Annotated in this window: 12 protein-coding genes and 1 tRNA gene; 6 read left to right on the top strand and 7 right to left on the bottom strand. The window is 69.6% G+C overall.

What is annotated here, in order from left to right; translation table 11 throughout:
* The first annotated feature begins 497 nt into the window (after positions 1-497).
* The 4 genes from VZL07_RS29070 (at position 498) to VZL07_RS29055 (ending at position 4,612) form a co-directional block, all read left to right on the top strand.
* Entirely contained in the window at positions 498-1,640 is a 1,143-nt protein-coding gene (locus VZL07_RS29070; protein WP_426751123.1) for an AAA family ATPase, read from the top strand.
* Between the two features lie 422 nt (positions 1,641-2,062).
* Positions 2,063-2,506: a hypothetical protein gene (locus VZL07_RS29065; RefSeq protein ID WP_426751122.1), complete on the top strand. Its 444-nt coding sequence runs from the start codon at positions 2,063-2,065 to the stop codon at positions 2,504-2,506.
* Positions 2,507-3,101: 595 nt separating this feature from the next.
* On the top strand, positions 3,102-3,386 hold the full coding sequence (locus VZL07_RS29060) for a helix-turn-helix domain-containing protein (RefSeq protein ID WP_426751121.1): 285 nt from the start codon (positions 3,102-3,104) through the stop codon (positions 3,384-3,386).
* A gap of 44 nt (positions 3,387-3,430) precedes the next feature.
* Positions 3,431-4,612: a tyrosine-type recombinase/integrase gene (locus tag VZL07_RS29055; RefSeq protein ID WP_426751120.1), complete on the top strand. Its 1,182-nt coding sequence runs from the start codon at positions 3,431-3,433 to the stop codon at positions 4,610-4,612.
* Between the two features lie 76 nt (positions 4,613-4,688).
* Here the strand turns inward: VZL07_RS29055 and VZL07_RS29050 are convergent.
* The 6 genes from VZL07_RS29050 to VZL07_RS29025 form a co-directional block, all read right to left on the bottom strand.
* Positions 4,689-4,770 (bottom strand) — tRNA-Leu (locus tag VZL07_RS29050).
* Between the two features lie 103 nt (positions 4,771-4,873).
* A complete protein-coding gene (gene secG, locus VZL07_RS29045; protein WP_426751119.1) occupies positions 4,874-5,302 on the bottom strand; it encodes a preprotein translocase subunit SecG in 429 nt (142 codons plus the stop codon).
* 94 nt (positions 5,303-5,396) lie between these two features.
* The gene (gene tpiA, locus VZL07_RS29040; protein ID WP_426751118.1) at positions 5,397-6,167 is read right to left on the bottom strand and encodes a triose-phosphate isomerase; all 771 of its coding nucleotides are present in this window, start codon (positions 6,165-6,167) and stop codon (positions 5,397-5,399) included.
* 38 nt (positions 6,168-6,205) lie between these two features.
* The gene (locus tag VZL07_RS29035) at positions 6,206-7,393 is read right to left on the bottom strand and encodes a phosphoglycerate kinase (RefSeq protein WP_426751117.1); all 1,188 of its coding nucleotides are present in this window, start codon (positions 7,391-7,393) and stop codon (positions 6,206-6,208) included.
* Positions 7,394-7,432: 39 nt separating this feature from the next.
* The gene (gap, locus tag VZL07_RS29030; RefSeq protein WP_426751116.1) at positions 7,433-8,443 is read right to left on the bottom strand and encodes a type I glyceraldehyde-3-phosphate dehydrogenase; all 1,011 of its coding nucleotides are present in this window, start codon (positions 8,441-8,443) and stop codon (positions 7,433-7,435) included.
* Positions 8,444-8,537: 94 nt separating this feature from the next.
* Complete coding sequence (locus tag VZL07_RS29025) at positions 8,538-11,399, bottom strand: N-acetylmuramoyl-L-alanine amidase (RefSeq protein ID WP_426751115.1); 2,862 nt, start codon at positions 11,397-11,399, stop codon at positions 8,538-8,540.
* Between the two features lie 78 nt (positions 11,400-11,477).
* Between VZL07_RS29025 and VZL07_RS29020 the strand changes: the two genes are divergently transcribed.
* A complete protein-coding gene (locus VZL07_RS29020; RefSeq protein WP_426751114.1) occupies positions 11,478-12,122 on the top strand; it encodes a diacylglycerol kinase family protein in 645 nt (214 codons plus the stop codon).
* A 128-nt stretch (positions 12,123-12,250) separates the two neighbouring features.
* Here the strand turns inward: VZL07_RS29020 and VZL07_RS29015 are convergent, their stop codons facing one another.
* Positions 12,251-12,454, bottom strand: a complete 204-nt coding sequence (locus tag VZL07_RS29015) for a hypothetical protein (protein ID WP_426751113.1) — start codon at positions 12,452-12,454, stop codon at positions 12,251-12,253.
* 298 nt (positions 12,455-12,752) lie between these two features.
* Between VZL07_RS29015 and VZL07_RS29010 the strand changes: the two genes are divergently transcribed.
* Positions 12,753-14,348 carry an NAD(P)/FAD-dependent oxidoreductase gene (locus VZL07_RS29010; RefSeq protein WP_426751112.1) on the top strand — a complete coding sequence of 532 codons (1,596 nt, stop codon included), beginning with the start codon at positions 12,753-12,755 and terminating at the stop codon, positions 14,346-14,348.
* Positions 14,349-14,364: the final 16 nt, after the last annotated feature.

Raw genomic sequence — 14,364 nt, 5'->3', positions numbered from 1 at the left:
AGTACGCAGCCGAGGGCAGCAGTTCCGCCATGCGCACCAAGTTGTAGGCTGCGCCAGCAAACGGCAGGAGCAGACCGACGCAATGCTTGCTGCGATAGCTCGCCTTGCTCAGGCCCGCCACCGTCTTGCACCAGCCGAAAATCTCCTCCACCTCTTTACGGGCACACTGGCTGAGGGCATAGCCCGGTGGAGCGTGGTGCTGCCGTCCGCGTTGCTGCCACGCCGGGAGCGGTCGCCAGTGCGAGCCAGCTCTGGAAAGAACCGCGCGCGCCCCGAAGAGACGCCAAGTGCGTGGGTATAAGAGCAAACGGGCGGCTGTAGGTCGGCGGCGTGGCCGTGCGTGAGCGCCTGGGCGTCGGGCTTCCTGCCCGCTCTGCCAACTGCCCACTGGTGAGCTACCGCAGCGGTAACGCGAGGAGGGAGCCCCAGCACGCGTGAGTACCGCCTCGCACGATCTGCGCCGCCCTCCCTTCTTCACCTGATTCCCAGGAGGTCCCATGCAGGTCCACCCTCAGCTCCAGCAACTGCGCGACGAGCTGCGCGCGCGCTTTCCCGAGCGGCAAGACGTGATCGACGGCGCCCTCGCCACCATCCTCTGCGGCGAGCACGTCCTCCTCGTCGGACCGCCGGGGACGGCGAAGTCTGGCCTCATCCGGGCCATCGCGCGAGCCTTTGGCGCCGTCCTCTTCGAACGGCTTCTCACCCGGACCTCTATCCCCGAGGAGCTGCTCGGCCCGATGTCCCTCCATGCGCTCGACAAAGGCCACTTCACCCACGTCACCACCGGGATGATTCCCGAGGCTCACTTCGTCCTCATGGACCAGATCTTCGCGGCCGGCAGCCCCGTGATCAACCTGCTCATCCGGCTCCTCGACGAGCGTGTCTTCCTCAACGACGGCGCGCCCGTGCCGGTTCCACTTGTCAGCCTCTTCGGCGCCACCTCCGAGCTGCCCGAAAACGGCACGCAGGAGCACCTCTTCGACCGCTTCCTCCTACGGTTCGAGCTGGACTACCTCCAGCGACCCAGCAGCTTGCGGACTGTCCTCGCCGCGCCAGAGCCCACCGCCGCCACCATGCTGGGCATGGAAGCGCTGAGCGCCATGCAGGAGGCCATCCCCAACGTGAAGCTGACGGAGGAAACGCTCGACGCTGCCGTCGTTCTGCGCGACGCGATGAAGGAGGAGGGCCTGGTGGCGTCCGACCGCCGCTGGAAGAAGTCGCTGCGCCTGGTCCAGGCTGCGGCCTTCCTCGCGGGCGAGGCGCAAACATGCCCCGAGGACCTCACGACTCTGGTGGACGTCCTCTGGCACCACCCACGCGAGCGGGAGCGAGTGGCTCGTATCGTGGGCCGGCTGGTGAATCCCGTGGCATTCCAGGCCGGCGAGATTCTCGAGGACGGGCGCGAAGCGGCGGCCAAGGCACATGCCTTAAAGCCGCAGCATCGGCGGGCCTACCTTGCCCAGGCCGCGCGGGCGCTGCTGATACTGCGCGCGCAGGTGGAGATGCTGGTGCGCCTCTCCGGGTCCGCCAGCCGTCGCGCCCGGGCCATCATCGACGATGCCGTCGCCGAGCTGAACGAGTTGCATGCGGAGCTGGCCCGCGACGTTCACGCCAATCAGGGCCTCAAGGTGCTCAAGTAGAACGCTCTTCATCGCCACGTCGTGCATGGCTCCATGACCACGCCGAGCAGCTACATCGCCCTCATCTCCTTCCGGGGAGAGGGCTCCAGCAATCCTCGGGCTACTGCTTCCCTCCCGCGCATCAACTGCACCTCGCAGCTTTGCCGGCGCCGGCACGGCGGGAGGAAGAAGCCATGTGGACGTACTTGAGGCGGATCATCCAATCACGGCTGACCCGTCGTCTTCTTGCTGCGGCTCTGGCGGTCATCGTCGAGGAGCTCGGCGCCGCTGACCGTTTCAACCGACGCGCATACGGCAACAGCCCGTACAGCGACAGCGCACATGAGTGGTAGCCCGAGGAGAGGAGGACGCCGGTCTGTGCCCGACGGCGCCCTCCGTTTTTCACGCAGTCCCATTCCCCTCAAACCGAAGGAGGCTCATGCATGGTCGTGCCATCAGACGAAGCTACGTCCACAGATTCCCCGGAGGCTCTTACCCAAGAGGCTGAAGAGCTCGTCAGCCTCGCGGCGGAGCTGTCGCACCTGGGCGACGCAGTGAACGCCGCCACCCTGCTGTCCCAGGCTGTGACCGAAGGAGAGCTCTCCACTGCCGAGGCCACGGCCCAGGCCCCCGCCGCCATCATCGCCGTGCTGAGTTTGGTGAGGGAGCGCCTGCTCCAGGTTCGTCGCACGTTGAGAGGGGCCGAGGACCCGGCGAACATCCGCACCCCTCGCAATGCTACTGGCGAGCCGCAACCGGGCGACGATCCTGACGTCGTTCTGCGCCCGTGGTCGCCTTCGGAACGCGTCGCTCACCACGCCAAGAAGCAGGTGGAAGCTGAGTGGGCCGAGGAGCCCAAGAAGCCCCTTCCTCGGAGAGAGGGCTAACTGAGCCACCGGGGCAAGCCCAAGGAGAGCCATTCCATGGAGAATGGCATCTTCAAGCAGAGGAACCACCTGGATGCCGCCGGGCTCTTCGCGTCCAGGCCCCCTTACGTAACGAGCGCCCCCACGCGTGAGGTGCCCCGGCGCGCAGCGCAGCGTGCGGCATAGGATGTGACCGGATCGCCCCTGCGGCCAGAGCCGGCAACCCGTCAAGCTGGTTGCACGGTCCCGGCGAGCTAGCTTGAACGCCGGACGCATCAGCCCTACTCTTGAATCAAGGGAGGGCACGCGCCAAAGGCCGATACCCTCCTCAGGTGGCAAGGAGCTCTCGGCGGTACGGCCGGGGCACTGGCCCCCACCAGCGCGGGCACACGCCCGGCATGAAGGCCACGCTCTCTCGAGCGAGGAAAGGCCACCTTCCGACAGGAAGGACTCCTCGCCCATCCGTCCGCCGGTCCCGGCTGCGCAACGCAGCCGCCTCGCGGGGCCGACAGTCCGTAAGCAAAGGCACCGGCCGTGCCCCGGTGGCCACGGGTCTGTCGTGTCGCAACTCGAAGAAATCGTTCGCTTCATCATCCGTGACGAGGTCCGCCAAGCAGTGCGCGAGGAGGTGCGCGCCGCTCTCGCGGAGGCGCGCGGTGTCGTTCAGCCGGATACCGAATTCCTCACCGTGAAGGATGCGGCCTCCCTCGCCCAGGTGAGCGCGGCCACGGTGCGAGCATGGATCCAGCGCGGGCACCTCCCCTGCCACCGCACTGGACGGTTGTGGCGCATTCGCAAGGACCAGCTCCTCAGCTTCCTGGAGCGCGGCCCATCCCCGGCCGACGCTGCGGTTTCCCTCGAGGAGCGGGCCACCCGCCTCCTCGCGCGGCGCGCCCGCTGACGCTTCCACCGAAACACCACCCATAACCGAAAGGAGTGTCCCTGATGGGGACCGTGTACCTGCGTGGCAAGACGTACTGGATGGCTTACCGGGACGCCAGGGGCCAGCGCGTCCAGGAGTCGACCGGCCTCACCCGGGAGGACGAGGCGCGCGAGTTGCTCCGCATCGTCGAGCGGAAGGTGGCCGCGAGCCTCGCCCACGAGGCGCCGCAGTTCGAGGGCCTCACCGTCCGCCGCTACTTCGAGCGCTGGGTCCGCGATCGCGAGGAGCGCGGCCTGAGCAGCGCCCGAGACGACCGCACCCGCCTTGAGCGCCACGCCATGCCGGATCTTGGCCATCTCCCGCTGGCCGAGGTGCGCACGCGCCATGTCCGGGATCTCATTCGCAAGCTCCGCACCCGCATCGGACCGGCGAAGGGGCAGCTTGCTCCCCGCACGGTGCGGCACGTCTACGGCCTCATGCACCGGATGTTCGAGGACGCTCGCGCCGACGAACTCATCGAGAGCAACCCATGCGTCCTCAAAAAAGGGGACCTCCCCCCGAAGGTGGACAAAAACCCGGAGTGGCGATCCACCGCGGTCTTCACCCGCGAGGAGGTGGAGGCTCTCATCTCGGACACGCGCCTTCCGGAGGACCGGCGCGTCCTCTACGCACTCCTGTTCCTCACCGGAATGCGCATCGGCGAGGCGGTAGCTCTGCGATGGAACGCCTGGGACGCCGCGGCCCGCCCCCTGGGACGCCTCCGGGTGTCCAGGGCCTTCCACCGCAAGCAGCGGCGGGAGAAGGGCGTGAAGACGGAGCGCCCTCGCGAGGTGCCGGTCCACCCCGTACTCGCCTGCGTCCTTGAAGCGTGGCGCCAGGAAGGATGGGAGCGTAAACAAGGGCGAGCGACCACGGCTGACGACCTCGTCGTGCCCTCCCGGCGTGGAGAGCACCGGCGCGATCCCGTCGTCCACGGGCAGCTCCGGGAGGACCTCGAGCTGCTCGGCCTGCGAGGCCGGCGGGTCCACGACACCCGCCGCACCTTCATCAGCCTGGCATTGGCGGACGGGGCAGACCGGGACAAGCTCGCCTGGGTCACGCACGGGCCGAAGGGGGACATCGTGAGCCTCTACACGACGCTCCCCTGGAAGTCGCTCTGCGCGGAGGTGGCGAAGCTGAAGGTGGAGCTTCGGCCGCCGTCGACGCCGACAGGAGACGCGCTGCCCTCGGACGAGGCTCGGTAGCTACAGTCGAGCTACAGTCCGGAGCAGCAAACGAAAAAGCCCCCAAGTCTCAAGGACTTGGAGGCTTTTTTTGGAGTGCCCAGGGCGGGATTCGAACCCGCACACCTTTCGGCGCCACCCCCTCAAGATGGTGTGTCTACCAGTTCCACCACCTGGGCGTTTGCTGCGGCGTCCATCTACCGGAGCTTCCTGATTCACGCAACGACAATCTCAACCGCTGCGTGAATCAGCTTCTTCCTACGAACCGCGTACCGCGAGCGACTACTGCGCCGGAGCCGGCTCCTGCGTCGCGGGAGCGGACTCACCCGTCGCCGGGTTGCCACCACCCTCGGCGGGCGGCGTGGACTGCTCGCCGCGCGGCTGCTCCATGCTGCCTGGAGCGGCCGGCGCCGCCTCACCCGACGTGGCGGGGGCCGTCTGGGCCGGAGGCGTGGCGACCGAACCACCCGTCACCACCGAGGAGCGCAGCCCCACGAAGGACAGGCCGAGCGAGCTGAAGAAGAACAGCGCCGCGAACACGCCGGTCAGCTTGCTGAGGAACGTCACCGCACCTCGGCCGCCGAAGGCGCTCGTGGCGGCACCACCGCCCAGCGCGGAGCCCATGCCGGCGTCCTTCCCCGGCTGGAGCAGAATGACGAAGATCATGAACACGCACACCAGGACGTGCACGATCGTGACGAAGGTCAGCATGTGGACTCTTTCGGACGTTCCGTGAAAAGGAGGCGCACCCTACACAATGTGGTGAAGGGGTGACAACTTCTTCCGCCCGCCTCCAGGATCAACTCTAACTGGCCGCCTTGACGATGGCCGCGAAGTCGCCCGCCTTCAGGCTCGCGCCCCCGACCAGCGCTCCGTCAACATCCGGCTGGCCCAGCAATTCCGCGGCGTTGTCCGGCTTCACGCTGCCGCCGTACTGGATGCGCACCCGCCCGGCCGTCTCCCCGTCGTACAGCCGCTCGAGCAGCCCCCGGATCGCCGCATGGACCTCCTGCGCCTGCGCCGCCGTGGCGTTGCGCCCCGTGCCAATGGCCCACACTGGCTCGTAGGCCAGCACGAAGGTGGCCACGTCCTTGGCCTCGAAGCCCTCCAGCGCCCCGCGCACCTGGCGCTCCACCACCGCCAGCGTCTGGTTCGCCTCCCGCTCGGCCAGCGTCTCGCCCACGCAGATGATGGGCGTCATGCCGGCCGCGCGGACGGCCTTCGCCCGCCGGTTCACCTGCTCGTCCGTGTCCCCGAAGAGCTGCCGGCGCTCGGAGTGCCCCACGATGACGTAGGCACACCCCAGCTCGGCCAGCATGGGCGCGGAGATCTCCCCGGTGAAGGCGCCCGAGGACTCCCAGTGGCAGTTCTGCGCCGCCAGCACCAGCGGCGCGCCTTCCAGCGCCACGTGGAGCGGCTGCAGCGCCACGAACGGCGGCGCCACCACCACCTCCACCGTGTCCCCCAGGGAGGCCACCTGGCCCCGGAGCTCGCGCACCAGGGCGAGCGCCTCCGGTACCGTCTTGTTCATCTTCCAGTTGCCAGCAACGATCTTCCGGCGACGCGTGGTGGCCATGGGGTCCCCAGGGGTGAGTGGTGTGTCGGACGCGGAGCCTACCGCGTCTCCAGCGCCTTGATGCCCGGCAACTCGCGACCTTCAAGGAATTCCAGGGACGCACCTCCACCAGTGGACACATGGCTCATCTTGTCCGCGAAGCCCATCTGCTCCACGGCCGCGGCGCTGTCCCCGCCGCCGATGACGGTGGTGGCCTGGGTGTTGATGGCCATGGCCGCGGCGACGGAGCGGGTGCCCTCCGCGAACTTGGGCACCTCGAACAGGCCCATGGGCCCGTTCCACACCACCGTCTTCGCGTCGCGGATGTGCTGCGCGTAGATGGCGCGCGTCTTGGGGCCGATGTCCAGGCCCATCATGTCCGCGGGGATCGCGTTGTCCGGCGTCTCCTTCGCGGGGCTGTTCTCCGTGGGCTCGGTGCCCACGATGTGGTCCACCGGCAGCACCAGCTGCGTCTTGAACCGGTGCGCCGCCTCCAGGATGCGCGTGGCCAGCGACAGCTTGTCGCCCTCGACGCGGGACTTGCCCACCTCGATGCCCTGCGCCTTGAGGAAGGTGTACGCCATGGCGCCGCCGATGAGCAGCGCGTCCACCTTGGGCAGCAGGCTCTCGATGACCTTGATCTTGTCGCTCACCTTCGAGCCACCCAGGATGGCCACGAAGGGCTTCTCCGGGTTCTTGAGCACCTTGCCCAGGTACTCGATCTCCTTCCGCATCAGGAAGCCGGCCGCCTTCTCCTTCACGAAGGGCACCATGCCCGCGGTGGACGCGTGGGCGCGGTGGGCGGTGCCGAAGGCGTCGTTGACGTAGACGTCCGCCAGCGACGCCAGCTCGCGGGCGAACGTCTCGTCGTTGGCCTCCTCTTCCTTGTGGAAGCGGAGGTTCTCCAGGACGACCACCTGGCCTTCCTTGAGCTCCTTCACCTGCTTCTTCACGCCGTCGCCGACGCAGTCATCCGTGAGGATGACCTCGTGCTTGCCGCCGAGCAGCTCGGCGAGCCGCGCGGCGACGGGCTCCAGCGACAGCTTCGGGTCCGGCCCCTTGGGGCGACCGAGGTGGGAGGCCAGGATGACCTTCCCGCCCATCTCGAGCGCGCGCCGGATGGTGGGCATCGCCTCGCGGATGCGGGTGTCGTCGGTCACGCGCCGCCCTTCCAGCGGGACGTTGAAGTCCACGCGGATGAAGACGCGCTTCCCGGTCAGCTGCAGGTCGTCGATGTAGCGGATCATCTCGGTCCTTCCCTCTCGGTGCCCTGAACGCCCCTGGGACTAGACGCCCTTGGAGACGAGGAACTTCGCCGTGTCCACCATGCGGTTGGAGAAGCCCCACTCGTTGTCGTACCAGGCCATGACCTTGAGCATGTTGTCGCCCATCACGAAGCAGTTCGTGGAGTCGAAGATGGCCGAGTGCGGGTTGCCGTTGTAGTCCACCGACACCGTCTTCTCGTCGCTGAACTCCAGGATACCCTTGAGCTCGCCCTCGGCGGCCTTGCGGAAGGCCTCGATGACGGCCTCGGCGGTGACCTTCTTCTCGGTGTTCACCGTCAGGTCCACCAGCGACACGTTCGGGGTGGGCACGCGCACCGCCAGGCCGTGCATCTTGCCCTTGAGCTGCGGAATCACCTCACCGATGGCCTTCGCGGCGCCGGTGCTGGTGGGAATCATGGAGAGCGCGGCGGCGCGGGCGCGGCGCATGTCCTCGTGGGTGAGGTCCAGGATGCGCTGGTCGTTGGTGTAGCTGTGGACCGTGGTCATCAGGCCCTTCTCGATGCCGAAGTTGTCCACCAGCACCTTGGCGATGGGCGCCAGGCAGTTGGTGGTGCACGAGGCGTTCGAGATGACGTGGTGCCTGGCCGGGTCGTACTCGTTGTGGTTGATGCCGTAGGCGATGGTCATGTCCGGGCCCTTGGCCGGGGCGGAGATGATGACCTTCTTCGCGCCCGCCTTCAGGTGCTTCTCCGCCGCATCGCGCGCGGTGAAGCGGCCGGTGCACTCCAGCACCACGTCCACGTTCAGGCTCTTCCAGGGCAGCGCCGTCGGGTCCTTCTCGGCGGTGACGGCGATCTCCTTGCCGTCCACCACGATGCCCTTCTCCGTGGCCTTCACCGTGCCCGGCCAGGTGCGGTGCACGGAGTCGTACTTGAACAGGTGCGCCAGCGCCGCGGGCTTGTCGAGGTCGTTGATGGCGACAATCTCGAGGTCCTCCTTGCGGCTGAGCACCGCGCGCAGGATGCAGCGACCGATGCGGCCAAAGCCATTGATGGCAATCCGGGTAGCCATGTTCGTCGTCTCCTTGAGCTGTGGGCGCCAGGCACCCACGGGTCGTCACGTCAAATTCGAGGGCGGCCGACCGTAGGCATCGCGACCCGCCGAGTCAACGCCCGGCGACATCCCCGCGACGGCGCGCACGCCGAAGCTGAACAATCACCCCGAGCAACAGCCAGACGGCGGTGCCCGTTCCCCCACCCGCCCCGCAGCCACAGCCGGAATCGCCCAGCGGATAGAACTGCGGAACCACGTCCACCACGTGCGGCTCGGGCTCCGGCTCCGGCTCGGGCTCCGGCGGCGGATGCGGGTCCACGCCCCGCGCCGCCACGCAGGCGGTGAGCAGGCTCGCGGCGCCGGATTCCTCGGACGGCGGCACGGGCGCCTCGGCGAGCAGGCCCGCCTGCACCAGGAACGAGGACATGAGCCCGGCGCGATGCACCGGACTGACGATGCCCTCGAAGGGCACCCCCAGCAGCAGCACCCGCCCGTTCGGCGCGGAGACCACCCCCGCCGCCCAGTCCGTCCCCAGGTAGCGCAGCACTGTCGTCCCGCCCGACGCGGGCGTCAGCACGTCCGTCGCGCCCACCGCGTAGCCGCCTCGCGTGCCGTCATCCAGGCCCACCCCGGCGAGCTGCGCCAGCCAGTCGCCCGGCACCCCTTCCACCGAGAACGGAGGCGTCCCGCTGCCCGGCGCCGCCCGGAGGATGTCCGCCAGGAAGGCCTGGTCCTCCGCCGTGCCCACGGCGAGCGCGGACGCCAGGTGGCTGCCCGACAGCAGCAGGTGCCCGCCCTGCATCACGAAGCCGCGCAGCGCGTCCTGCTCCTCCCGCGTAGGCCGGGCACCCCCCACCCCACCCCGGCCCGTGAACCAGTCCACCAGCGGGTACGGCGCGCCCACCGTCACCAACTCCGCCGCCACCGCCGCGCGCGTCGCGCTGTCGAAGGCCCGGCCCGCGTGCGCCAGGGCGGCGCCGTGACGGCGCACGTAGGTGCCGTCGTTCATCGTCTCCACCAGCAAGCGCACCGGCGCCTGCAAGTCATAGGCGTCCAGGGGCTCGGCGCAGGCCTGGGACGCGTCCAGCCGCTCGAAGCCGTTGACGACGAGCACCGGGGCCTCCGTGTCGCCCGGCGTCCGCACGCCCACGGTGGCGGACGGGAAGCCCTCGCCGCCCGCGTTGAGCGCGGCCACCCGGAAGTAGCGCACAGTGCCCGGCGGCAGCGTGGTGCGGAAGGACGTGCCCGCCTCGTCTGTGCCGTCGTCCCAGCCCAGCCCGTCCGCGCTCTGGTAGACGCGGTAGCCGGTGGGCGCGTCGCGGCCCTCCTCGTCCGGGTTGGCCGGCGGCAGCGCCCAGCGCACCTCCACCGTGCCGCCGGTGCCGTTGAGCGCGGCCACCGCCTCGGGGGCCTCGGGCGGCAGGACGACGGGCACCCCGTCCCGGGCCGCGTAGTACTTGATGAGCCCCTGGAGGATGGCGCGCGCGGCCACCCGGCGGAACGCGGGCTCCTTCAGCCGGTTCGAGTCGGTGACGTTGTCGTGGTAGGCGACCTCCAGCAGCACGGAGGGCATCTCGTTGTTGTGCCGGGGGTTCACCTCGCCCAGGTTCGCCGAGCGCAGGTTGCGCACCCGCCAGCTCGGGTCCACCTCGCGGCGCATGTCCTGCGCCAGCTCGTCCAGCAGCGCCTGCGCCAGCACGTCGCTGCCCGGGAAACCCGTGAAGTTGAGCGTGCCGTCCACCGGGTTGGGCCCGTACACATAGGCCTCCGTCCCCGACACATTGCCGGTGGTGGACGCGTTGGTGTGCCACGCCACGTACACCGCGTCCTCCCCCTCCTCGTGCAGCCACGCGGCGAAGCGCGGGCGCGCGGTGACGTCCGCGTTGCGCTCGTTCGTCAACGCGTTGGCCCCCGTGGGCGCATACACGTCCGCCGGCGCGCCACTGAACTGCACGTGGTAGCGCGCGGACTCCTCGTAGCGGGGCCGCGCCAGGGGCGCCATGGCGTCATCGCCGATGACGCCGCTGCCTCCGCCGAAGCGCACCGCGTCCAGCGACAGCGTGCCGCCCTCCGCGGTGTCGTTCAACGCCACCACCGCGCCCGTCTCCGGGTGCTGCCCCGCCTTGAAGTAGAAGCGCCCCAGCAGCACCCACGTCCCGCCGTGGCGACGCTGGTTGACGCGGAAGTGGCTCTCGCCGCCCGCGTGCCGCACCACGTAGTGCGCATCCGGGGCCCGCGAGGGGTCGGCCGCGTACGAGACGTAGACGTGGTAGCTGCCGTCCGCCGGAATCTCGGGCGCCCAGGTGGCGCTCGCGGTGGCGGTGCGCGCGGAGGCCATGACCCGCGTGGTGCCCAGCGTGAAGGGCTCCACCGCGTTGCCCATGGGCGTGGGCGGCGCGCCCCAGCCCGGCTGCGCGGACGCCTCGAAGGCGTCGCCCTCCTCCGAGTAGCCCGCCTGGCCGTCGTCGATGATGACCATGCGCGCGTTGAGGTCCGGCTCGCGCAGCGGCACCACGGTGGCGCCCGCGCCCGTCAGCATGGGCAGCAGGTACTGGTTGAGCACCTCGGCGGAGATGAGGTCCTCCACCACCGCCCAGGTGTTGGGCCGCTGCGTGGCCCAGCGGTTCAGCGGCGCGCTGCGCGTGAAGCCGTGGCCGGGGCTCAGGTACACCACCTTGCCGGAGAGCGCGCCCGTGCGCTGGCGCGTCTGCGGCACGCCCGACTTCGTCCCGGCGCGCACCGGCTGTTCACGCCGGACCACGGGCGGCTCCAGGGCCGACAGGCGGCGTGACTCGTGCGGCCGGGGCCCGGGCGCCGGCAGGTACTGCACGCCCGGCGGCTCCAGGCCACACGCCCCTTCATCCAGCGCGTGGTCGTGCGCGGGGGACTTGGCGCGGGCCAGGGAGGAAGTCAACAACAGCGCGAGAAGTGGGCCACCCAGACGGACGCGATGGAGGTAGGAAGGGGCTTTCACAGGGTCGGACCATACCCCTTCACACCGGAGGGGCAATCGGTCCTGCGGGTGCTAGCGTGCCCCGCGCTTCCGCCATCGATGAACGCACCTCCCCGGCCACCCGCCTCCTTCCCTCCCCGCAACGGCACGGGGCTGCTCGCCTCCTTCGGTCACGCGTGGGCGGGGCTCATCCACACCGTCATCTACCAGCGCAACATGCGCATCCACCTCGTCGCCGCCGTGCTGGTGGGGCTGGTGGGAAGCGGCATCCCGCTGGGGCTGGCGGAGAAGGTGACGCTCATCTTCTGCGTGCTGCTCATCTTCTTCGCCGAGATCCTCAACAGCGCGCTGGAGCACCTGGTGGACCTGGCCGTCCAGCAGTTCGACGAGAAGGCCCGGATCGCCAAGGACGCGGCCGCCGCGGGCGTGCTGGTGCTCGCGCTGGGCACGGTGGTCATCTTCGCCGCCATCCTGGTGCACAACTGGGACACCGTGCGCGCAAGCACCGACGCCATCATCCGGCAGGTGGCGCTGGGCCTCCCGCTGACGGCGTGCGTGCTGATGCTGGTGCTGCCACGGCCCCGCCCCGTCTGGGTGGACGTGGCCGCCTTCACCGCCGGCGCCGGGTTGATGGCGCTCCAGGCGCTCCAGACGGCCAGCAGCGTCTTCACCGCCCTCACCGCGGGTCTGCTTTTCGTCGCCGGAGCGGCTGCGTACCAGCGGAGGCGGGAGCAGCGGGCCTGATTTCCGAGTCAGCCGAAACGAAAAGACCGGCTCGCGCCGGTCCGCTTCACCACCCTGCTGCTCCCACGCGGGCGGGAGCCCCGGAACCCGTCCGGAGCCCGCACGCCCGCGGGGAAGAACCCGGGACCTCAGGCGTGCGGACGCAGCTCCTGCGTCTGCTCCTGCGCGGCCTGGACGGCCGCCGCCTTATCGCCCTCCTTGAGGTCCGTGGTCACCAGCTCGAGCAGCTCCGTGGCGATGCCAATCACCTGGTGCGGGGTGTAGCCGCTCGCGCGCAGCTGGTTGAAGAAGGTGCGCGCCAGGATCCGGGTGCCCTTTTGATCGGTGCTCAAGGTCAGTGCCTCCAAAAGCGGCCGGGAAGAAGCGGCGCCGCTTAATCACGCTACGGCGCTGTTTCAACCCCCGTGCCACACGTTTCCTTCCAAACGGATTCTTCAACATTTCCCAAGGGTTGAAGTAGACCAGGGCCCCGAACGGCCCTGGAGGGCAGTGCGAACGCGGTTGCGCACTCCTCGCTGGTACGGGGGATTGGCGCGGGGGGGTGCATCAGCGGGTTCGCACCCGGATTTCAAGGGCTTGCAAACTTTCAACGGGGCGGCGAGATACGCGCCCCACCAGGAGCGGACGGCAATGGCGTATCGGGTGAACAACATCGGGCTGTGGCTGGACGAGCCGGAGGAGCTGCTCGGCCAGCGGGCCGCCGAGAAGCTGGGCGTCACCCGCTCCGACCTCGCGTCCGTGCGCGTGGTGCGCTCGGTGCTGGACGCGCGGAAGAAGGGCAGCCCGCGCTACATCTACACGCTGGAGGTGGAGCTGGCCCGGGGCAAGAAGCCGGCGAAGCTGCCGCCCGACGTGGGCGAGGCGCCGCCGCCGCCCGAGCCCCTTCCCTCCGTGAAGCCGCCGGAGCAGTGGCCCATCATCATCGGCACGGGCCCCGCGGGGCTCTTCGCCGCCCTGGGCCTGCTGGAGCGCGGCGTGCGCAGCATCCTGCTGGAGCGGGGCCGCGAGGTGGTGTCGCGCCGCAAGGACGTGGCGAAGCTGATGCGCGACGGCACGCTCGACCCCGAAAGCAACATGAACTTCGGCGAGGGCGGCGCGGGCGCGTACACGGACGGCAAGCTGTCCACGCGCATCAACCACCCCATGGTGCGCAAGGTCATCGAGGCCTTCGCCCGCTACGGCGCGCCGGACCAGATTCTCATCGACGGCAAGCCGCACATCGGCTCGGACCTGCTGCCCGGCGCGGTGGCGAAGCTGCGCGAGGAGCTCATCGCCGGCGGCTGCCAGGTGCACTTCGGCACGCGCGTGGAGGACCTGCTCTACAAGGACGGCCGCGTGGCCGGCGTGAAGCTGTCCGACGGCCGCACGCTGGAGAGCGACCGCGTCATCCTGGCCCCCGGCAACTCCGCGCGCGAGCTGTACGAGCGCTTCGCCGCCGACGGCCGGGTGATTGTCGAGGCCAAGCCCTTCGCGCTGGGCTTCCGCGCCGAGCACCCGCAGGCGCTCATCAACGGCATCCAGTACGGCAGCGCGGCCAAGAATCCGCGCCTGCCCCCGGCGGACTACAAGCTGGCGGAGAACCTGGAGGTGGACGGCGAGGTGCGCGGCGTCTACTCGTTCTGCATGTGCCCGGGCGGCATCGTGGTGCCCACGCCCACCGAGGAAGGGCTCCAGTGCACCAACGGCATGAGCAACTCGCGGCGCAACGCGCGCTACGCCAACGCCGGCATCGTCGTGTCCGTGTCCGTGGCGGACTTCGAGCGCGAGGGCTTCCGCGGTCCGCTGGCGGGCCTGGCGTTCCAGCGCCACTGGGAGGCCAAGGCGTATGAGCTGGGTGGAGGCCGCTTCTATGCCCCGGCCCAGACGATTCCGGACTACCTGGCCGGGCGCGTGAAGAAGGACCCGGGCGGCACCAGCTACCGGCCCGGCCTGGCGCACGTGGACCTCAACCGGCTCTTCCCGGAGCGGCTCACCGAGTCGCTCAAGCAGGCCCTGCGCACCTTCGAGCGGAAGATGCGCGGCTTCATCAGCGAGGAGGGCAAGCTCATCGGCATCGAGAGCCGCACCTCCTCGCCGGTCCGCATCACCCGCGGCGAGGACCTCCAGTCGGTATCGCTCAAGGGGCTCTACCCCGCGGGCGAGGGCTGCGGCTACGCGGGCGGCATCGTGTCGTCCGCCATTGATGGACTGCGCGTCGCTGAGCAGATTGCCACCGAGCTGTCCTGACGGACGGCCGGGAGGA

It is taken from the genome of Pseudomyxococcus flavus (assembly GCF_050038885.1).
Classification (GTDB): domain Bacteria; phylum Myxococcota; class Myxococcia; order Myxococcales; family Myxococcaceae; genus Myxococcus; species Myxococcus flavus.
Note: the sequence above shows the minus strand (reverse complement) of the source record. Positions and strands in the feature narration are given on the sequence as shown.

What these genes read in the sequence shown, in the direction of transcription:
- VZL07_RS29070 (WP_426751123.1), top strand. Translation starts at nt 498, where the DNA reads ATGCAGGTCCACCCTCAGCTCCAGCAACTGCGCGACGAGCTGCGCGCG.
- VZL07_RS29065 (WP_426751122.1), top strand. Translation starts at nt 2,063, where the DNA reads ATGGTCGTGCCATCAGACGAAGCTACGTCCACAGATTCCCCGGAGGCT.
- VZL07_RS29055 (WP_426751120.1), top strand. Translation starts at nt 3,431, where the DNA reads ATGGGGACCGTGTACCTGCGTGGCAAGACGTACTGGATGGCTTACCGG.
- secG (WP_426751119.1), bottom strand. Translation starts at nt 5,302, where the DNA reads ATGCTGACCTTCGTCACGATCGTGCACGTCCTGGTGTGCGTGTTCATG.
- tpiA (WP_426751118.1), bottom strand. Translation starts at nt 6,167, where the DNA reads ATGGCCACCACGCGTCGCCGGAAGATCGTTGCTGGCAACTGGAAGATG.
- VZL07_RS29035 (WP_426751117.1), bottom strand. Translation starts at nt 7,393, where the DNA reads ATGATCCGCTACATCGACGACCTGCAGCTGACCGGGAAGCGCGTCTTC.
- gap (WP_426751116.1), bottom strand. Translation starts at nt 8,443, where the DNA reads ATGGCTACCCGGATTGCCATCAATGGCTTTGGCCGCATCGGTCGCTGC.
- VZL07_RS29020 (WP_426751114.1), top strand. Translation starts at nt 11,478, where the DNA reads ATGAACGCACCTCCCCGGCCACCCGCCTCCTTCCCTCCCCGCAACGGC.
- VZL07_RS29010 (WP_426751112.1), top strand. Translation starts at nt 12,753, where the DNA reads ATGGCGTATCGGGTGAACAACATCGGGCTGTGGCTGGACGAGCCGGAG.